Origin of the sequence: Pseudomonas sp. JAI120 (genome assembly GCF_014207255.1) — a bacterium.
Classification (GTDB): domain Bacteria; phylum Pseudomonadota; class Gammaproteobacteria; order Pseudomonadales; family Pseudomonadaceae; genus Aquipseudomonas.
Map to the genome: position 1 here is coordinate 52,777 of NZ_JACHCZ010000004.1, position 18,695 is coordinate 71,471.

Sequence of the window (18,695 nt, forward strand, 5' to 3'; positions counted from 1 at the left end):
TAGGAGCGAGCTTGCTCGCGAAAAGCCCGAAAACGCCACGGGGAGTCAGATACCCCCCGTTATCGTTGACGATCTTCGCGAGCAAGAACTAGGCGTCCCCCTCGCTCCTACAGAAAGCACAGCGTTTCACAGAGGTTTTTGAAATGAATGTTTTGATCATTGGCAGCGGTGGCCGTGAACACGCCCTGGCCTGGAAAGTTGCCCAGGACCCACGGGTCCAGAAAGTCTTCGTAGCCCCCGGCAACGCCGGTACCGCCATCGAAGCCAAGTGCGAAAACGTCGCCATCGACGTACTGGCCCTTGAGCAACTGGCCGACTTCGCCGAGAAAAACGTCTCCCTGACCATCGTCGGTCCGGAAGTGCCATTGGTGGCGGGTGTTGTGGACCTGTTCCGCAGCCGCGGCCTGGATTGCTTCGGCCCTACCGCCGGCGCTGCCCAGCTGGAAGGCTCGAAAGCCTTCACCAAGGATTTCCTGGCGCGCCACAAGATCCCGACGGCCGACTACCAGAACTTCACCGAGATCGAGCCGGCCCTGGCCTACCTGCGTGAAAAAGGTGCGCCGATCGTGATCAAGGCCGATGGCCTGGCCGCCGGTAAAGGCGTGATTGTCGCCATGACCTTGCAGGAAGCCGAAGACGCCGTGCGTGACATGCTCGCCGGCAATGCCTTTGGTGACGCCGGGTCGCGTGTGGTCATCGAAGAATTCCTCGACGGCGAGGAAGCCAGCTTTATCGTGATGGTCGACGGCAAGAACGTCCTGCCGATGGCCACCAGCCAGGACCACAAACGCGTCGGCGACGGCGACAGCGGCCCGAACACGGGCGGCATGGGTGCCTACTCCCCGGCCCCGGTGGTCACTGCCGACGTGCATCAGCGCGTGATGGACCTGGTGATCTGGCCGACCGTGCGCGGCATGGCCGACGAAGGCAATGTGTACACCGGCTTCCTGTACGCCGGCCTGATGATCGACAAAGCCGGCAACCCGAAAGTCATCGAGTTCAACTGCCGCTTCGGCGACCCGGAAACCCAACCGGTGATGCTGCGCCTGCAATCGAGCCTGGTGCTGCTGGTGGAAGCCGCCCTCGCCCAGGCCCTGGACAAGGTTGAAGCGCAGTGGGATCCACGTCCGAGCGTTGGCATCGTGCTGGCAGCCGGCGGTTACCCTGCCGACTACGCCAAGGGCGATGTGATTGAAGGCCTGGACGCGGCGGCCACCCTGGAAGGCAAGGTGTTCCATGCGGGCACCGCGCTCAAGGACGGCAAGGTCGTGACCGCCGGCGGCCGTGTGCTGTGCGCCACCGCAATGGGTGCCAGCGTCGACGCTGCACAGCAACAGGCGTACAAGCTGGCCGCGAAAATCGACTGGAAAGGCTGCTTCTACCGCACGGACATCGGCTACCGCGCCATTGCCCGTGAACGTGGCGAAAGCCAGTAACGCTAGCTATCCGTTCGGTTAGGCAAGGGCTTCTGGCCCTTGCCGTATACAGGCCTCCCCGCGCATAGTTAACCGTGCATCAACCTACGAAGGGATTTCGCCGTGCGCTGGCTCAGGATCGCCATAGGTTTCACTGTCAGTCTGCTGACGCTGCTCTGCCTGTTCCCGGCCCAGGCCGCCGCGCAAGGCAGTGGCTGGGCAGTATTGCTTGATGAACAGGCCGACCTGCAGCTGAGCGACATCCGCTCCTCACGCTACACCAATCAATTCAGCCCCATCGAACTGGACCGCATTACCGCCGCGGAGCCGGACGGCGCGTTGTGGGTACGTTTCAAGCTGCAACCCGGCAAGCACGAGCAAGTGCTGCGGGTATTCGCACCGGACCTGGCGCACCTGAGCCTCTATGTGCTGGACGGCGACACCCTGGTCGAACAACAAAGCAGCGGCACCCGCCAGCCCCAGGCGGAACGCCCGCTGCCCAGCAACGACTTCATGCTGCCGATGCCCCAGAGCCAAAAGACCCTCGACGTCTACCTGCGCCTGGTTTCGGAACACGAACTACGCCCCTATATCACCTTGGAATCGGCCGTGCTGGCCGCCGCAGATCAGACCCAGACGTTGATCTACGGCCTGCTGTTCGGCTGCCTGCTGATGCTGATCCTGCACAACCTCACGCGCTTCGCTTACCACCGCTCGCGCAGCAGCCTGTGGCTGGCGGCCTGCGAACTGCTGCTGATGCTCAGCCTGGCGCTGCTGCTCAACCTGGTAGGCCCATGGCTGCCGAACTGGCACGCGGTCCAGACCCCAGGCGCCTACCTGGCCCTGCTGCTGACCGCCCCGTGCGGGCTGATGTTTGCCTATCGCTTCTTCATGCCCCTGGGTCCGCACCCGTTGAACAAACTGTTGATGGCCGACATCCTGTTTATCGTGCTGTGCGGCCTGCTGTTGTTGTTCGTCAGTACCCTGCCGCTGAACATCATCACCTACGCGCTGGTGGCCTTGGCGGGCCTGAGCATGCTGTTTGTCTCGGCGTATCACTGGCAGAAAGGCTACCGCCCGGCGCGCTTGTTCGTGGCGGGCATGGTGGTGTTCAACATCGGCACGCTGATCATTCTCCCGGCCTTGCTGGGGCTGACGATGGTGTCGCCCCAAGATTTGATCGTCACATTGCTGGCCTTTATCTGTCTGAGCGGCCTGTTGATGAGCCTGGCCCTGGGCGAGCGCCAGCGCGCGATTGTCGAGGCCCGCTTCAGCCTCAGCCGCGACCTGGCCGCCAGCAATGCCGAGATCGCTGCCAAGGCCGAATTCCTGGCCAAGATCAGCCATGAAATCCGCACCCCCATGAACGGCGTGCTGGGCATGACCGAACTGCTGCTGGGTACGCCGCTGTCGGTGAAGCAGCGCGACTACGTACAAACCATCCACAGCGCCGGGAACGAACTGCTGACATTGATCAACGAGATCCTCGACATCTCCAAGCTCGAATCCGGGCAGATCGAATTGGATGACGTGCAATTCGACCTCAATGCACTCATCGAGGATTGCCTGAGCATCTTCCGCGCCAAGGCCGAGCAGCAGAACGTCGAGTTGATCAGCTTCATCCAGCCCCAGGTACCCCGCGTCATCAGCGGCGACCCGACACGCCTGCGCCAGGCGCTGCTGAGCCTGCTGGAAAACGCCCTGCACAAAACCGACGAAGGCGAAGTGCTGATCGTCGTCGCCCTGGACGACCGCACCACCAATCCACGCCTGCGCATAGCCGTGCAGGACAGCGGCCTGCCAATGGAAGCCACCGAACGCGAGGCACTGCTGCACAGCGAACTGCACAGCAAGAACTTCCTCTCGGCCACCCGTTTGAGCGGCCACCTGGGCCTGGTGATCGCGCGCCAGCTGATCCTGTTGATGAACGGCGAGTTCGGCATCAAGAGCGGCAGCCATCAGGGCAGCACGTTATGGCTGACCCTGCCGCTGGACCCGGAACGTCTGGAGCGCCCTACCTCGGACCTTGACGGCCCGCTCAAAGGCGCGCGCGTGCTGGTCGTGGACGACAACGATACGTGCCGCAAAGTGCTGGTGCAGCAGTGCTCGGCCTGGGGCCTGAATGTCAGCGCCGTACCGTCGGGTAAAGAGGCCTTGGCCTTGCTGCGCACCAAGGCGCACCTGCGCGATTACTTCGATGTGGTGCTGCTGGACCAGAACATGCCCGGCATGACCGGCATGCAACTGGCGGCGAAGATCAAGGAAGACCCGAGCCTGAACCACGACATCCTGCTGATCATGCTCACCGGCATCAGCAATGCGCCGAGCAAGATCATCGCGCGGAACTGCGGGATCAAACGCATCCTCGCCAAGCCGGTTGCCGGTTACACCCTCAAGACCACCCTGGCCGACGAGTTGACCCAGCGCAGCAAAGGTGGCGCGCAGCCCCGTCCGCCCCTCAGTGTTCCGGCGGCGGTGACCGTGCCCAGCGATTTCAGGATCCTGGTGGCCGAAGACAACAGCATCTCCACCAAAGTGATTCGCGGCATGCTCGGCAAGCTCAACCTCAACCCGGACACGGCCAGCAATGGTGAAGAAGCGCTGGAGGCGATGAAGGCCCAGCGTTATGACCTGGTGTTGATGGACTGTGAGATGCCGGTTCTCGATGGTTTCTCGGCCACCCAGCAACTGCGGGCGTGGGAAGTCAGCCACCAGCGCATTCGCACACCCGTGGTAGCGCTCACGGCGCATATTCTCTCGGAGCACAAAGAGCGCGCACGCCAGGCCGGCATGGACGGACATATGGCCAAGCCGGTGGAGTTGTCGCAGTTGCGTGAGCTGGTGGAGTTCTGGGTGGCGCAGCGTCAACAGCGGCCTGAGCACGCCCCGTCCTGACTTGAAATGCTGTCCCCATGTGGGAGGGGGCTTGCCCCCGATGACGGTGGTTCGGCTACAGATAATCTGACTGTTACACCGCAATCGGGAGCAAGCCCCCTCCCACATTTGATCTCTGGCGCCTGATAGACTCTCCACACTTTCCCCGCCCGCGAGCCACTCCCATGCTCCACGTGTTATTCAGCGTTTACCTGAAGATGCTGGTGCTCTACAGCCCGTTCTTCGTGCTGTCCTGCTTTATCAGCCTGACACGTGGTTATTCGAGCAAAGAGCGGCGACGCCTGGCCTGGAAAGTGGCGCTGGCAACCCTGGTGTCGAGCGTGTTGCTCTACCTGTTCGGCCGGGTGATCTTCAGCGTGTTCGGCATCACCGTCGACGCCTTCCGCATCGGCGCCGGCAGTGTGCTGTTTATCTCCGCCCTGGGCATGGCCCAAGGCAAATCGGCGGTGCAGACCGACAACGTGCAGCAGGACGTGACCATCGTACCGCTGACCATCCCTCTCACCGTCGGCCCCGGCACCATCGGTGCACTGCTGGTCATGGGCGTCAGCCAGCCGCACTGGGATGACAAGATCACCGCCATTCTCAGCATCGCCCTGGCCAGCCTCACGGTCGGCGTGGTGCTGTACCTGTCCAACCGTATCGAACGGATTCTCGGTGACCAGGGCTTGCAGATTGTCAGTCGTTTGATGGGATTGTTCGTGTGTGCCCTCGCCGCGCAGATCATCTTTACTGGGGTGCGCGGCTACCTGGTGCCTTAGATGCGGTATTTGGCAATCGCCGACTGCACCTTGTCGCCAGCACTCTCACGCATCAGTCGGATGGTTTTTTCGTTGACCACCGAGGTATTCAGCACCAGGCAGGTCTGCCCGCTGAAGGCCTCGAACTGGGTACTGTCCCATTCCAGAAAAGGCAGCCCAACCTGCTTGCTCACGCCATGGGTGCTGTAAGTCACCAGCACCATCGTCAATTCGCCGTCCGTTTCGGCGCATGACGCCAGGCCAAAATCACCGCCCTCATGCACGCTGCTATTGCGCTTGAACAGCTCGAAGGATGCCGGCTGCTGCTTCAGGGCCTCCAGCGCATCAGCGGCCAGTTTGGGCAGTGCAGTGAGCAACGGCCCGGTCAGTGACGTCGACGCCAACAGGCTGGCGATGATGTTCAGCGCCGCAAGTTGCACCGTCAGGCCCTTGCCGGAGCTTGAAACCCGCTCGAAACGACTGCGCACCGGCAGCCAACCCAAACCGATCATCACCTTGATGAATTCGTCGTACCAGGCCTCGGTACCTCGGTGGATTTTCAATACATCGCTGACATAGCTGCTGGCCAGCAGATAGCTTTTACGGATGTACTCCATGTTCAGCCCGGACAGCCCCTCGGCAAACGAAATCACACCGTTGTTGACCACCGCCGCGTTGCAGTCGTCCTCCGTGTCGAGGGGCAATGAGGGCTGCGCACCTGACGCCCTCGGTAATGTGTAGGCCGCAATCAACTTGCGCCGTTTTGTGTTGTTGATCCTTCTGTGATGTCGCTCCATTTTCAGTTCTCCACAAACACCCCGACTCGGGGCTTGTGTCCACACTAGTCCAGCCACCGGCGGCTCTTCCATGCCACAAACATCGCTTGCCGGCACACGGCAAAAACCCCTGCCCAGCAATGACGGGGCGCTCCTCGAACCCCTCCGGTTTTCGTGGCCAAAAAAAGAAAAAGCCCCGAGCGACAATAGGCAACCACCCATTGTCATTCGGAGCTTTCGTGCAGCCGCCCAGGCGTTTTCAGGAGGCGGGTTTGGCACCGTACCAGCGCGGGGTGTACACCCATTCACCGCCACCGGCGCGAGGGAATGTGCAGGTGGTGGATGAGCCGATCAGCACCATGGTGCGCATGTCCACCTGGTCTGGCGTGAGGTGCCCCAGGGTGGTGACGCGCAGGGTCTGGCCGGGGCGACCGATATCGCGGCCCAGCACCACCGGGGTTTCAGGCGTGCGGTGTTGCGCGACGATTTCCAGGGCGCGCCCCAGCTGCCAAGGCCGCGAACGCGAGATCGGGTTGTAGAACGCCAGCGCCAGGTCGGCCTGGGACGCGAGGTCCAGGCGCTTTTCGATAATCGACCAGGGTTTGAGGTTGTCCGACAGCGACATCACGCAGAAGTCATGGCCCAGCGGCGCACCGGCCTGGGCGGCGGTGGCCAGGGAGGCCGAGACGCCCGGCAGGATTTCCAGCTCGACCTGATGCCACGCCGGATCGCCAGACTCGTGCAACGCCTCGATCACCGCCGCCGCCATGGCGAAGACGCCGGGGTCGCCGGACGACACTACCACCACCGAACGGCCCTGGGCGGCCAGCTCAAACGCATGGCGGGCGCGTTGCATCTCTTCGCGGTTATCGGTGCAGTGCTGCACCTGGTCGTTACGGAACGGCCCGGCCATGCGCACATACGTTTCGTAGCCCAGCACATCGGTGCAGCGCGCGAGTTCGGCCTTTACCGCCGGCACCATCAACTCGGCGGCGCCAGGGCCCAGGCCGATCACGGCAAGGCGACCACGGCGGCGACCGACCTGGGCCAGGTCCAAAGGCTGCTCGGCAACACTGATGACGATGTCTGCACTTGGCGCCACGTCGGCAAACCGCAGCGGCACCCCCAACTGCAACGCCGCTTCATGCAGCGACGCTTCGGCCATCTGCCTATCGCTGGCCAACAGGCACGCCAGGGATTGCACGGCGATGCCCGCCTCGTGCAACGCCGTGCGGACACGCTCCGCCAACTGCGCACCCGGCCTGCAGGTCACGCACACAGTCTTCGGATAGATCAGCAACTCGTTGGCGGCAGGCACACGCTCGGCACTGCCCACGTGAATGGCTAAATGCGCCTGCTGGTCCTGGGGCAAATTCGCCTGATCCAACCACGGCGCCGCACCTTCGATACGCACGCTTTCGCCGGCCAGCAGGTCGGACACGAAGCGCTTGCCCAGCTCCAGGTCCGCCAGCTCATAACCCGCCGGCGGGTTGAGCAGGCAGGTACCGAAACGCAGCTCGCCACTGGTGGTGATCGCCGCAGCAACGCCCAGTACCGCTGCGATGTCCCGCGCCATGACGTTCACACCACCCAGGCCACCGAGCAACGGCACCACGGCGCTGCCGTCTTCCGCCACGGCCAGCACGGCGGGTTCTTCGCCTTTCTCCAGCAGCAGCGGCGCCAGTGTGCGGATCACGATGCCGGCCGCACACAGGGCAATCAGCGGCGTGCCTTGCTGGTACAGCTGACGCAGGGTCGCGCCAAATTCGCTGTAAGACTGGTCTGCACCCTCAACTCGACCCGCCAGGCCGTGGATCAGTGCGCCAGGGTAAGCCTGCTGAATCCTGCGCGCGGTGGCCAGGCTGCCCTGGCCCAGAATGACAATCGCCGGGTTCATCAACCTTGCCACCTTTCACCCGGCACGATGATCAGCGAGAAGTACGGCGAAGACATCGGCTGCACCTGGTCCAGCGGCACGATTTTCTGGTTGGCCATGGTCGCGCGTTCTACATACAGCGCGCGCTCGGCCAGGCCGAGCTCTTCGAGTACCTGGCGCACCTTGGGGAAATTGCGCCCCAGCTTCATGATCACCGCAGCGTCGGCATCTGCCAGGCGGCGCTTGAGGTCTTCGTGAGGCAACACGCCCGAGAGCACCGAGAGACTCTGGTTGCGATACACCAACGGCGCGCCGAGTACGGAGGCACCGCCGAGCATCGAGCACACGCCTGGGATGACCTGGGCTTCGTAGCGCTCGGCCAAACGGTCATGCAAATACATATAGGAGCCGTAGAAGAACGGGTCGCCCTCACAGATCACCGCCACGTCGCGACCGGCGTCCAGGTGCACAGCCACATCGACACTGGCGGTGTCGTAGAAGTCGCTGATCACTTGCTCATAGGACAACGGCGCCGGCAGCGCTTCGGTGGTCACCGGGTACACCAGCGGCATCAGGGTTTGCTGTGGTACCAGGTGGTCTTCGATGATGCCGAAGGCGTTGCCCTTCTTGCCCTTGGCCACGAAATACGCCACCACCGGTGATTCGCGCAGCAGGCGCAGGGCCTTGACCGTAATCAGTTCCGGGTCTCCAGGGCCGACGCCCAGGCCGATCAAACGTCCGCGTGCCGGCATTATTCGACCTCCGTGGCGAGCGCATTCACCGCAGCGGCGGCCATGGCACTGCCGCCCAGGCGGCCCTGCATGATCACGAACGGTACGCCACGGCTGTCCGCCGCCAGCATGGCCTTGGATTCGGCCGCGCCGACAAAGCCGACCGGGAAGCCGAGGATCAACGCCGGTTTCGGCGCACCGGCATCCAGCATCTCGAGCAGGTAGAACAACGCCGTCGGCGCGTTGCCGATCACTACCACGCTGCCTGCCAGGTGCGGACGCCACAACTCCAGGGCGGCAGCGGAACGGGTGTTGCCCAGCTCCCGCGCCAACTCCGGCACGCTGTCGTCGCGCAGGGTGCAGATCACTGGGTTATTGGCGGGCAGGCGCGCACGGGTCACGCCTTCGGAGACCATCCGCGCATCACACAGAATCGGCGCGCCAGCGGCCAGCGCATCGCGCCCGGCCTTACCCGCACCTTCGGAGAACTGCAGGCCGTCGATGGCCTCGACCATGCCGCACGCATGAATCACCCGCACCGCGAGTTTCTCCAAATCAGCCGGGATACGCTCCAAGTTGGCTTCAGCGCGAATAATGGCGAAGGAGTTGCGATAGATCTCCTGACCGTCGCGGATGTAATCAATCATCGGTGTTGCTCCGTGGGTGAGCGCGCAGCAAGGCGCCCGCCGCTTCAATGGAAAGAGTGCGCGCGTGCAGCCGGCCGAAACCGGGGTGGGCTGCCTCGCGAAAATAGAGGTCGTAGTGGCCAGGGCTCACCGCCAGCAAGGTGACCGGCGCAACGTGCGCGGCGGCGCAGGAGCGCGAGCAGCCGGACAGGTGCACGTCATGGCCGGGATGCAACGCGGCCAGTTGCACGGCGTCGGCCTTGGTGTCGGCGAGGGCCTTGGCGCAACCGCTGGAGCCGGTGCAGGCGATCATCTGCGCCAGGGGTTGGTCGACTGAGCAGAGAAAGCCCAATTGCCTCAGGCGTTGGGTCACGGCGTGAGGTTTTTCGACGTTGGGCAGTAGTACACCTTGCCAAGGGGTGAAGCGCAATGTGCCGTCGCCATGTTCGTTGGCGAGTTGCGCGACGCCCTTGAGCATCGTCGAATCCAGGCGCCCCAAGGGTGCGATGGCAGCGACGTAGAATTGATTTTTCTGAGCCTGTGGATAACTCCCGAGGTGCATCAAAGCGCCGCAGGGCGGGCGTTTGAAGCCGTCGACCGGCAGCAGCGAGAGACTGAGGCGGCTCAGCAACTTATCCACAGCCAGATGGCGCATGCGGGTTTGCTCTGGGGTGGCGAGGTCAAGAAACGCCTCCAGCACCGCCACCACCAACCCATGACCCTGCTCCAGCGGCACGGCGGCCAACGGCGCATCCAGCCCTGGACACCCTGCCAGGCCGAACGCGAGGAGCGTCTCGCCATTGCGTACGAACGCCGACAGCCACAGATCATGATGATGTTCGAGCATCGCCAGGGCTTCGCCGCCATCCAGTTGCACGGCGAACTTGGCCGACAGCTCATGGAAACGCGGATGATTTTGCAAGGTGGCGAGGATCTGCTCGGCCAGCGGCCGGGTGTCGAACAGCATCTGCGGATCGATACCGGCGCTGGGGCTGAGCATCAGGTTGCGTACGTCGTCGCCAGCAGCGTTACTCGGGCCCAGGTCGGCGGCCAGCAGCATGGCAATCAAGGCGTCTTGCTCGGCACCGATCCCACGTATTTGCAGGTTGGCGCGGTTGGTCGCCTCGATCACCCCGCCCGCGTAGGCCTGGGCCGCATCCGCCACGGCATGGGCCTGGGCGGCGCTGATCGAGCCACCGGCCAATTTGATCCGGCAAATGCCGCCATCCAACGCCTGGACGATACGCAGCAACCCCGGACAAGCCGAGGGGCGCAAGGTATTCACAGCGGGCGTTGGGTTCACGGGGCTACCGGTTGACGGGTAAAGGCGCGGTATTATGCCTGCTTTGTCCGGCGGCATGAAAAGCCTGCCCGTCGGATGTCGCTCAAGGAATTGATATGTCGCCCTGGCTGACGGTTGTAGGCATCGGTGAAGACGGCTTCAAGGGGCTGGGCAGGAATGCCCGGCATGCCCTGTTGCGCGCTTCGCGGATTATAGGTGGCCAGCGCCAGTTGGACCTGTTGCCGGTGTGTATTCGCGGTGAGCGCCAGGTGTGGCCGAGCCCGTTCTCCCTGGAGCCGGTACTGGCGCGACTTGGCGAACCTGTGTGTGTACTGGCCAGTGGCGATCCGATGTTCTATGGCGTGGGCGCCAGCCTGGCGCGGCAGGTGGCGGCTGAAGAACTGCTGATTTTGCCGGCGCCGTCGTCGGTGTCATTGGCGGCGGCGCGGTTGGGCTGGCCGTTGCAGGAGGTGGTGACGCTGTCCGTAGTGGCCCGGCCGGCGGCGGCGATCAATGCGCATCTGGCCACAGGTGTGCGTTTATTGGTACTGAGTAATGACGGCGGCAGTCCCGCGTTGATTGCTTCGTTGTTGGCTGAATCCGGGTTTGGGCCCAGCCGATTGACCGTGTTTGAACACCTGGGCGGCGCGGATGAGCGGCGCATCGACGGTTTGGCTGAGGATTGGCAACACGCCTCGGTCGCCGATTTGAACCTGGTCGCCATCGACTGCCTGGCTTCCAACGACACACCACGTCTGTCGCGCCTCGCTGGCTTGCCCGATTCCGCCTTCCAGCACGACGGCCAATTGACCAAGCGCGACGTCCGCGCCATGACCCTAGCCCGCCTCGCCCCGATGCCCGGCGAACTGCTGTGGGACGTGGGCGCGGGCAGTGGCTCCATCGGTATCGAATGGATGCGCGCCCATCCGAGCTGCCGCGCATTGGCGATTGAAGCAGACGAAGGCCGCCAGGGCCTTATTGAACACAACCGCGACGCCCTCGGCGTGCCCGGTTTGCAACTGATTCGCGGCAAGGCCCCGGACGCGTTGCACGGCCTTACAGCACCCGACGCCATCTTCATCGGCGGCGGCGTCACCCGCGACGGCGTACTCGACACCTGCTGGCAACACCTGCGCCCCGGCGGTCGATTGGTGGCCAATGCCGTCACCCTGCAAAGTGAAATGACCTTGATGAACTGGCGCGCGGAACACGGCGGCGAACTGACGCGCATCCATGTGGCCCAGGCGCAGCCGTTGGGGGAGTTCGATACATGGCGCCAGGCGCTGCCGATCACATTGCTGGAAGTGGTCAAGTCGCGATGAAACGCATCCTGCTGCTGGGCGGTGTGACCGAAGCACTGGCTATCGCGCGCACCTTGGGGCCGGCGCATATCTACAGCCTGGCGGGTGTGGGGCGTGTGCCGACCGATCTCACCTGCCAGGTGCGTGTCGGCGGTTATGGTGGTGCCGAAGGGTTGGCGCAGTTTGTTCGCGACGAACAGGTCAGCCTGATCCTCGACGCGACCCATCCGTATGCGGCGCAGATCAGCCGCAATGCCGCCGAGGCTGCACGGTTGAGCGGTGTGCCGTGTTGGGCATTGCGTCGCCCCGCGTGGCAACCGCAGGCCGGCGATGACTGGCGAGAGGTCAGTGACTGGGCTGAATTGATCGAGGCCTTGAAACCCTTCAAGCGTCCATTGTTCACCTTGGGCCGCGAGCCGTTGCAGCACCTTGATGAAATCCCGCCCGAGCAGTTCTGGACGCTGCGCGCGCTGGATGTGTATCCGGGGAATGAGCGGTGTGAAGTGATTGGCGCGCGCGGGCCGTTTCTGCTTGAAGATGAACGCGCGTTGTTTGAACGGCGTGGGATTGATGTGCTGATCAGCAAGAACAGTGGCAGTACCGCCACCGAGCCGAAGCTGGAAGTGGCGCGGGAACGAGGGGTGCCGGTGTTGGTGTTGAAGCGGCCGGTATTGGCTGTGGTGGATCGGGAGTTCGCCACAGTGGCGGCGGTCTTACAGGCCATCCAATCTCCCTGAACAACACAGTTCAAATGTGGGAGGGGGCAAGCCCCCTCCCACATTTGAACTGCGTTGTTAGCTGCTCGCGGCGGACACCTGCCCAACGCCGCGGTGTACCCGATCAGCCAACAACTGCGCCAGTTCGATCAACTGCGCAACGCCAAGCAACTCCTCGCGTTTCGAACCTTCCAGGTCAAACGCCAGATCGCAGCTCAGCGCATTGGCCGAGGCGAGTGTTTCGCTGAGGTTGACCAGTAGGTCTTCGGTGCTGATGCCATCTGTCACGGTGAACAGCCGGACGGGGGGATTTGGGGTGGGTTTGATCATTGTGAAGCTCCTTAATCTAAGTGGAGCTGCCACTGATCGCCGCGATGCGATGGGGGTGGCAGCTGTGCGCAGGTTCGCGGACCGGAGATTAAGGAAGCCGGCATACCCGAAGGTATCCCGCGCACAGCCACCATAGCGCCACACAGTAGACGATAAAAAAGCGTCAACTGAAAGGAGGCAATGCTTAATCAATCCGGGCCGCGACGCCCGTCCGCTGAGTTTTCAGCGGTGTCCGGAGACTAGAGATTGAGTTTCCTACCGGCAACCTCAAAGAGTTGTCGGAAGTTTCTGTGGAACGAATTCATATTCGGGCTGCGCGGCGGATCGAGGAGAATTTACCTACATGCGTAACGGAACCCGCTGACTACCTAGAACCGCATACCCTTGGCGATGATCCTCGACGCTTTGTCCTACGGCGTAAACATGAGGTTCACATGACTAACAAACCCCGTACGCAGCACCTGACTCGACCTGCTGAAAGCACAATTATCGAGCACATAATCGCGAACCCAGAGTTCGCGCACGCGCTAAGCCTTGAGGCCGACGAACTAAAATTGGATGAACCCGAAGTCGCAGCTCGATTAAACCAATGGCTGGAAAAAGCCCAATACCTATCTGACAGAAAGACAACGTTCACAGTTTTCGACGCTGCTGACCATCTCCACACACAAGAAGATATGGATGCTTTCCTTGAAGCCTGTATTGAAGAAGACCCAGGCGATGGCTCATTGATCAAAGTGGCGCGAGCCGACATTGCCCGCGCGACTCGCAGGCTCAACGCCAAGCAATAGCCAAACACAATCCAAAATGTGGGAGGGGCTCTGACTTGAAGATCGGCATCCCCTCGATTCCCCGTCTATCCTCAAACCCAGCACTGCGACACCAAACCACACCACTACTTTTTACTTATCCCCCCCGATCAGGCTAAATACCCGCCTGATCGTTTAACCCTACGGATTGTCCGCCATGGCCCGTCAACGCTTTGCAATTGCCTGGATCGCCTGCCTTGCAGTGCTGTTCAATGCCTTTGCCATGCCGATGGCCAGTGCGATGCAACAATCCAAGGACCCCGTGCAGCAATTGCTGTGGGGCAGTTTCTGTTCGTCCAATGGCGCCAGCCTGAAGACCATTGCCCTGGGCAAGCTGGAAATCCCGGCGCCGCAGCAGGACGATCATTCCACCATGCAGCATTGCTGGTGTTGCTCCGGCTCGGCGCCGTTGGTGGCGTTGCCGGGGCATGTGCCGCAGTTGTATCTCACGCGATTTGAGACGGTACAGCGTCAACCACACCCCCCATTGCAAACCCCCACCCCGCGCCAGCAATGGCCGAGCCTTAACCCCCGCGCCTCTCCAACGGTTTGATCGTCTTCGCAAGTGAACTGCGTTTAGAACCGTTCTGGAGAACTGCCATGCTTAAATCTTCCCTGCTTCTGGCTGCGTTGCTGCTGCCGGTGTTCAGTGCTGCCAATGCCGAAGACTACAAGGCCGGCGACCTGCTGGTCAGCGATCCCTGGTCCCAGGAGTTGCCGCCGAATGCGCCGACCGTCGCCGCGTATTTCGTGATTCATAACACCGGCGCGACCCCGGATCGCCTGCTCAGTGCCGACACGCCGGTGGCGGACAAGGCCGAGCTGCATGAGCATGTGATGCAGGGCGACTTGATGAAGATGCAGCAAGTCCCCAGCGTTGCCGTACCGGCCAAGGGTGACCTGACCTTCGCGCCCATGGCGTATCACGTGATGTTGCTGGGCCTCAAGGACCGCAGCTTGCTGGCCGATGGCAAGCAATTCCCACTGACCCTGACCTTCAAAAAAGCCGGCAAGGTCGAAGTGGAAGTGTCGGTGCAGAAAGCGCCGCCGATGGCCGGTCACGAGCATATGCACGCTCAGTAAGCCAACCTCGATGGGCGCCCCTCGCGCCAGGTTATCTCCACACCGCCGCGTGATGCGCGGCAGTTGGATCAGCCTGTTCGCCATGCTGATGATTTTTATCGGTCCGCTGATTTCCCAAGCGATGCCGATGGATCATCACGCCGGTATGTCGATGAACATGTCCATGGACATGCCCGGCGAGCATGGCGAAGGCCACCACCCTAAAGCCCCCGACGAACATCACGCGCTCTGGTCCAAGTGCGGTTATTGCGACCTGCTGTACAGTTGCCCGGCCCTGCCTGGCAGCGTGTCATTCGTGGCCATCGGTACCCCGCCGCCGGCCAATGCCCTCACCCCCAACCCGCGCCTGGGCCATGCCCGGCAGAGCATTTTCCCCGGCGCGCGCAGCCGCGCCCCGCCCATCGCCTCGTAAGCACCTGACACCGTTACTTCACCCCGGCCGACTTTAGACAGACAGCCGCAGGCTGCTGGCCGTGTTGTTTACGATTGATTGATGGAATTTGTCATGTCCAGGTTTACTGCTGACTCCCGTTTGGGAAGTACTTCTGTGCTCGCTGCCCTATGCGGCGCCCTGCTCGCCCCCCACGCTCAGGCCGATGAGCACGCCGAACATGAGCTGACGCCCACGGTGATCACCGCGATCGCGCCCAGCTCGCCGCTGACCGTGATTACCAACCCCAAAGACCCGCGCCAACCGGTGCCCGCCAGCGATGGCGGCGACTACCTCAAGACCATCCCCGGCTTCGCCCTGGTACGCAACGGCGGCACCAATGGCGACCCGGTGCTGCGCGGCATGTTCGGCTCACGCCTGAACATCCTCACCAACGGCAGCATGATGCTCGGCGCCTGCCCCGGCAGGATGGATGCACCGACCTCGTACATTTCGCCGGAAACCTACGACAAGCTCACCGTGATCAAAGGCCCGCAGACCGTACTCTGGGGCCCGGGCGCGTCGGCCGGCACCGTCCTGTTCGAGCGCGAACCGGAGCACTTCGGTGAACTCGGCACGCGGCTCAATGCCAGTGTATTGGCCGGTTCCAACGGGCGCTTCGACAAGGCCATCGATGCCGCGGCTGGCGGGCCGCTGGGCTATGTGCGGGTAATCGGCAACCAGGCCCATGCCGATGACTACAAGGACGGCAACAACGACACCGTCGCCTCGCGTTACGACAAGTGGAATGGCGACGTTGCCGTCGGCTTCACCCCGGATGCCGACACCCTGCTGGAGCTCACCGCCGGCCGTGGCGACGGCGAAGCGCGTTACGCCGGGCGCGGCATGGACGGCTCGCAGTTCCTGCGCGAAAGCCTGGGCCTGCGCTTCGAGAAATCGTATATCGGCGAAGTGCTGGATAAGGTCGAAGCCCAGGTCTACTACAACTACGCCGACCACGTGATGGACAACTACAGCCTGCGCACGCCCTCGGGCACCGGGATGATGGCCGGGCCCATGGCCTCCAACGTCGACCGCCGCACCCTCGGCGCGCGCATCAAGGCCACCTGGCGTTGGGCCGACGTGCAACTGATCAGCGGCCTGGATGCACAGACCAACGAGCATCGCCAACGCAGCAGCATGGGCATCGACACCTACAAGGATTTGCCCAAGGTCAAGGACGCCAACTTCCACAACTACGGCGTGTTCGGCGAACTCACCTGGTACGCCGCCGACCGTGACCGCCTGATCACCGGCGCGCGCCTGGACCGCGCCTCGGCCAAGGACTTCCGCCAGACCACCGGTTCCGGCATGAGCGCACGCGCCAACCCGACCGCCGACGACACCCGCGCCGATACCCTGCCCTCGGGCTTTATGCGCTACGAGCACGACCTGGCCGACAGCCCGACCACGCTCTATGCCGGCCTGGGCCACTCGGAACGCTTTCCGGATTACTGGGAGCTGTTCTCGCCCAACACCGGTGCAGTCAACGCCTTCGACGGCGTGAAGCCGGAGAAAACCACCCAGCTCGACTTCGGTGCGCAGTACAAAGCCGACAACCTCGAAGCCTGGGCCTCGGGCTACGTCGGCCAGGTGCGTGACTTCATCCTGTTCGACTACCGGCCGGGGATGATGGGCACCACCTCCCAGGCGCGCAATGTAGACGCGCGCATCATGGGCGGCGAACTGGGCGCGGCCTACACGCTGACGCAACACTGGAAGGCCGACGCCACCCTCGCCTACGCCTGGGGCAAGAACAGCAGCGACGGCAAGGCCCTGCCGCAAATGCCGCCGCTGGATGCACGTTTCGGCCTGACCTACAGCGAGGACGACTGGAGCGTCGGCGCCCTGTGGCGGGTGGTGGCAGCGCAAAACCGCATCGACCAGAACAAGGGCAACGTGGTCGGCAAGGACTACGACAAGAGTGGCGGCTTTGGCGTGTTCTCGCTGAATGGCGCGTATCGCATCAACAAAAACTTCAAGGTCAGCACCGGCGTCGACAACCTGTTCGGCAAAGCCTACGCCGAGCACTTGAACCTGGCCGGCAACGCCGGGTTCGGCTACCCGGCCAACGACCCGCAGGCCATCAAGGAGCCAGGTCGCACTCTGTGGACCAAGGTGGACATGAGCTTCTAAAAGCATCGGGGGCAAGCCCCCTCCCACAGTTGGAATGCATTCCACATGTGGGAGGGGGCTTGCCTCCGATGGCGGCCTGACCAACGACAAAAAATTAAGCTTTGCGGAGCATTCCTGATGACCACTCAAAAAGTTTCCTTCTACAACCTGGCCTGGCGCTGGCACTTCTACGCCGGCCTCTTCGTCGCCCCTTTCATGGTACTGCTGGCCCTGACCGGCATCATTTACCTGTTCAAGCCCCAACTCGACCCGCTGATGTACGGCGACCTGCTCAAGGTGCAAAGCGCCGAGCACGCACTGAGTGCCGACGAACAGTTGCAACGTGCCCAGGCGGCCTTTCCCCAGGGCAAGATCAGCAAGTACCTGCCACCCGTCGACGCCACCAGCAGCGCGCAGTTCGTGATGCACGACGGTGGTCGCGAAGTGACGGTGTTCGTCGACCCCTATCGCGGCACCGTACTCGGTGAGCAGGATGCGAAAAAAAACCTGCAAGCCATTGCCCGCGCCCTGCACGGCGAGTTGATGATCGGCACCGTCGGCGATCGCCTGGTGGAACTCGCTGCCGGTTGGGGTGTGATGCTGGTGGTGTCCGGCCTGTACCTGTGGTGGCCGCGCGGAAAAACGTCGGCCGGCGTGCTGTGGCCACGTTTCAATACCCGTGGCCGCGTGTTCTGGCGTGATCTGCATGCCGTCGCAGGTTTCTGGGGCGCGGCGTTTTTGCTGGTGATGCTGCTCAGCGGCATGACCTGGACCGGCTTCTGGGGCAAGCAATACGCCGACCTGTGGAACACCTTCCCGGCGGCGATGTGGAACAACGTGCCGCAGTCCGACCAACAGGCGCGCGTGCTCAATACCGCGACGCAACAGACCGTGCCCTGGGCCATGGAAAATACGCCGATGCCGATGTCCGGCGATCATGCCGAACACATGAAGCACGGCGCCATGCACGCCGCTCCCGCAGCCCCCACCGTCAGCCTGCAACACGTGGTCGACCTGGCCACCGCACGCAAGGTCGAGCCCGGCTACAGCATCACCGTCCCCACCACCGCCGAGGGCGTGTTCACTATCGCCGTGTTCGCCGACGACCCGCGCAACGACGCCACGCTGCACGTGGACCAATACACCGGCAAAGTCCTCGCCGATGTGCGCTGGGCGCACTACAACACCGTGGCGCGGGCCACCGAGACCGGCGTAATGCTGCACGAGGGCAAGATGTTCGGCTGGGTGAACCAACTGATCGTGCTGCTGATCTGCCTGATGATCCTGCTCAGCGCCGTAAGCGGTGTGGTGATCTGGTGGAAGCGCCGTCCCCAGGGCGGCCTGGGTGTTCCGCCGTTGCGTCACGACCTGCCGAAGTGGAAAACCGCGATGGTGATCATGCTCGGGCTGGCGATCATTTTCCCGCTGGTGGGCGCCTCGTTGATCGTGGTCTGGGCGCTGGATCGCCTGGTGTTGTCGCGGCTGTTTACGCAACGTCAACCCACCACAGGTTCGACATGAACCAGGTGAGATGCCCTCGCACTGAACACCACGGGGCGACAGCACCCTC

General features: G+C 62.9%; 17 protein-coding genes. 11 read left to right on the top strand and 6 right to left on the bottom strand.

All coding sequences use genetic code 11. The annotated features are described in order from the left end of the window. The first annotated feature begins 143 nt into the window (after positions 1-143). The 3 genes from purD (at position 144) to HDC32_RS21315 (ending at position 5,071) form a co-directional block, all read left to right on the top strand. Complete coding sequence (gene purD / locus HDC32_RS21305; protein ID WP_053134606.1) at positions 144-1,436, top strand: phosphoribosylamine--glycine ligase; 1,293 nt, start codon at positions 144-146, stop codon at positions 1,434-1,436. Between the two features lie 102 nt (positions 1,437-1,538). After that, positions 1,539-4,310, top strand: coding sequence for a hybrid sensor histidine kinase/response regulator (locus HDC32_RS21310; protein WP_131696715.1), 2,772 nt, complete (start codon positions 1,539-1,541; stop codon positions 4,308-4,310). Between the two features lie 164 nt (positions 4,311-4,474). Next, positions 4,475-5,071 (top strand): MarC family protein, encoded by a 597-nt coding sequence (locus HDC32_RS21315; protein WP_003217330.1) that lies wholly within the window; start codon positions 4,475-4,477, stop codon positions 5,069-5,071. Here HDC32_RS21315 and HDC32_RS21320 read toward each other — a convergent pair. The 5 genes from HDC32_RS21320 to cobG all read right to left on the bottom strand — a co-directional run bounded on the left by HDC32_RS21320 (position 5,068) and on the right by cobG (position 10,419). Continuing rightward, positions 5,068-5,847: a hypothetical protein gene (locus HDC32_RS21320; protein ID WP_131696716.1), complete on the bottom strand. Its 780-nt coding sequence runs from the start codon at positions 5,845-5,847 to the stop codon at positions 5,068-5,070. The two genes, HDC32_RS21315 and HDC32_RS21320, sit on opposite strands and share 4 nt — an antisense overlap. A gap of 238 nt (positions 5,848-6,085) precedes the next feature. Beyond that, positions 6,086-7,723: a precorrin-3B C(17)-methyltransferase gene (gene cobJ, locus HDC32_RS21325; RefSeq protein ID WP_145336069.1), complete on the bottom strand. Its 1,638-nt coding sequence runs from the start codon at positions 7,721-7,723 to the stop codon at positions 6,086-6,088. Next, positions 7,723-8,454, bottom strand: a complete 732-nt coding sequence (locus tag HDC32_RS21330; protein WP_131696718.1) for a precorrin-2 C(20)-methyltransferase — start codon at positions 8,452-8,454, stop codon at positions 7,723-7,725. The genes cobJ and HDC32_RS21330 overlap by 1 nt, the downstream gene beginning before the upstream one ends. After that, entirely contained in the window at positions 8,454-9,080 is a 627-nt protein-coding gene (locus tag HDC32_RS21335; protein ID WP_131696719.1) for a precorrin-8X methylmutase, read from the bottom strand. Before HDC32_RS21335 ends, HDC32_RS21330 begins: the two co-directional genes overlap by 1 nt. After that, on the bottom strand, positions 9,073-10,419 hold the full coding sequence (cobG, locus tag HDC32_RS21340) for a precorrin-3B synthase (RefSeq protein WP_184745364.1): 1,347 nt from the start codon (positions 10,417-10,419) through the stop codon (positions 9,073-9,075). Before cobG ends, HDC32_RS21335 begins: the two co-directional genes overlap by 8 nt. Before the next feature lie 38 nt (positions 10,420-10,457). On the opposite strand from cobG, the gene cbiE reads away from it, so the two are divergent. After that, positions 10,458-11,663: a precorrin-6y C5,15-methyltransferase (decarboxylating) subunit CbiE gene (gene cbiE / locus HDC32_RS21345; protein WP_184745366.1), complete on the top strand. Its 1,206-nt coding sequence runs from the start codon at positions 10,458-10,460 to the stop codon at positions 11,661-11,663. Next, positions 11,660-12,379, top strand: coding sequence for a cobalt-precorrin-6A reductase (locus tag HDC32_RS21350; RefSeq protein WP_122309259.1), 720 nt, complete (start codon positions 11,660-11,662; stop codon positions 12,377-12,379). Before cbiE ends, HDC32_RS21350 begins: the two co-directional genes overlap by 4 nt. A 57-nt stretch (positions 12,380-12,436) precedes the next feature. Here the strand turns inward: HDC32_RS21350 and HDC32_RS21355 are convergent, their stop codons facing one another. Further along, positions 12,437-12,688 carry a DUF6124 family protein gene (locus HDC32_RS21355; RefSeq protein ID WP_145336061.1) on the bottom strand — a complete coding sequence of 84 codons (252 nt, stop codon included), beginning with the start codon at positions 12,686-12,688 and terminating at the stop codon, positions 12,437-12,439. Between the two features lie 434 nt (positions 12,689-13,122). On the opposite strand from HDC32_RS21355, the gene HDC32_RS21360 reads away from it, so the two are divergent. The 6 genes from HDC32_RS21360 to HDC32_RS21385 all read left to right on the top strand — a co-directional run bounded on the left by HDC32_RS21360 (position 13,123) and on the right by HDC32_RS21385 (position 18,646). Continuing rightward, positions 13,123-13,479 carry a DNA-binding protein gene (locus HDC32_RS21360; protein ID WP_184745368.1) on the top strand — a complete coding sequence of 119 codons (357 nt, stop codon included), beginning with the start codon at positions 13,123-13,125 and terminating at the stop codon, positions 13,477-13,479. A gap of 175 nt (positions 13,480-13,654) precedes the next feature. Beyond that, positions 13,655-14,050 carry a DUF2946 domain-containing protein gene (locus HDC32_RS21365; RefSeq protein WP_184745370.1) on the top strand — a complete coding sequence of 132 codons (396 nt, stop codon included), beginning with the start codon at positions 13,655-13,657 and terminating at the stop codon, positions 14,048-14,050. A gap of 47 nt (positions 14,051-14,097) precedes the next feature. Further along, positions 14,098-14,580 (top strand): copper chaperone PCu(A)C, encoded by a 483-nt coding sequence (locus HDC32_RS21370; protein WP_184745372.1) that lies wholly within the window; start codon positions 14,098-14,100, stop codon positions 14,578-14,580. Between the two features lie 10 nt (positions 14,581-14,590). Beyond that, a complete protein-coding gene (locus tag HDC32_RS21375) occupies positions 14,591-14,992 on the top strand; it encodes a DUF2946 domain-containing protein (RefSeq protein WP_167655533.1) in 402 nt (133 codons plus the stop codon). A gap of 93 nt (positions 14,993-15,085) precedes the next feature. Further along, positions 15,086-17,146, top strand: a complete 2,061-nt coding sequence (locus HDC32_RS21380; RefSeq protein ID WP_184745374.1) for a TonB-dependent copper receptor — start codon at positions 15,086-15,088, stop codon at positions 17,144-17,146. 117 nt (positions 17,147-17,263) lie between these two features. Next, positions 17,264-18,646 (top strand): PepSY domain-containing protein, encoded by a 1,383-nt coding sequence (locus HDC32_RS21385; RefSeq protein WP_184745376.1) that lies wholly within the window; start codon positions 17,264-17,266, stop codon positions 18,644-18,646. Positions 18,647-18,695 lie beyond the last annotated feature (49 nt).

What these genes read in the sequence shown, in the direction of transcription:
- HDC32_RS21335 (WP_131696719.1), bottom strand. Translation starts at nt 9,080, where the DNA reads ATGATTGATTACATCCGCGACGGTCAGGAGATCTATCGCAACTCCTTC.
- cobJ (WP_145336069.1), bottom strand. Translation starts at nt 7,723, where the DNA reads ATGAACCCGGCGATTGTCATTCTGGGCCAGGGCAGCCTGGCCACCGCG.
- HDC32_RS21365 (WP_184745370.1), top strand. Translation starts at nt 13,655, where the DNA reads ATGGCCCGTCAACGCTTTGCAATTGCCTGGATCGCCTGCCTTGCAGTG.
- HDC32_RS21370 (WP_184745372.1), top strand. Translation starts at nt 14,098, where the DNA reads ATGCTTAAATCTTCCCTGCTTCTGGCTGCGTTGCTGCTGCCGGTGTTC.
- HDC32_RS21315 (WP_003217330.1), top strand. Translation starts at nt 4,475, where the DNA reads ATGCTCCACGTGTTATTCAGCGTTTACCTGAAGATGCTGGTGCTCTAC.
- HDC32_RS21350 (WP_122309259.1), top strand. Translation starts at nt 11,660, where the DNA reads ATGAAACGCATCCTGCTGCTGGGCGGTGTGACCGAAGCACTGGCTATC.
- cbiE (WP_184745366.1), top strand. Translation starts at nt 10,458, where the DNA reads ATGTCGCCCTGGCTGACGGTTGTAGGCATCGGTGAAGACGGCTTCAAG.
- HDC32_RS21385 (WP_184745376.1), top strand. Translation starts at nt 17,264, where the DNA reads ATGACCACTCAAAAAGTTTCCTTCTACAACCTGGCCTGGCGCTGGCAC.
- purD (WP_053134606.1), top strand. Translation starts at nt 144, where the DNA reads ATGAATGTTTTGATCATTGGCAGCGGTGGCCGTGAACACGCCCTGGCC.
- HDC32_RS21330 (WP_131696718.1), bottom strand. Translation starts at nt 8,454, where the DNA reads ATGCCGGCACGCGGACGTTTGATCGGCCTGGGCGTCGGCCCTGGAGAC.
- HDC32_RS21360 (WP_184745368.1), top strand. Translation starts at nt 13,123, where the DNA reads ATGACTAACAAACCCCGTACGCAGCACCTGACTCGACCTGCTGAAAGC.
- HDC32_RS21320 (WP_131696716.1), bottom strand. Translation starts at nt 5,847, where the DNA reads ATGGAGCGACATCACAGAAGGATCAACAACACAAAACGGCGCAAGTTG.
- HDC32_RS21375 (WP_167655533.1), top strand. Translation starts at nt 14,591, where the DNA reads ATGGGCGCCCCTCGCGCCAGGTTATCTCCACACCGCCGCGTGATGCGC.
- HDC32_RS21355 (WP_145336061.1), bottom strand. Translation starts at nt 12,688, where the DNA reads ATGATCAAACCCACCCCAAATCCCCCCGTCCGGCTGTTCACCGTGACA.
- cobG (WP_184745364.1), bottom strand. Translation starts at nt 10,419, where the DNA reads ATGCCGCCGGACAAAGCAGGCATAATACCGCGCCTTTACCCGTCAACC.
- HDC32_RS21380 (WP_184745374.1), top strand. Translation starts at nt 15,086, where the DNA reads ATGTCCAGGTTTACTGCTGACTCCCGTTTGGGAAGTACTTCTGTGCTC.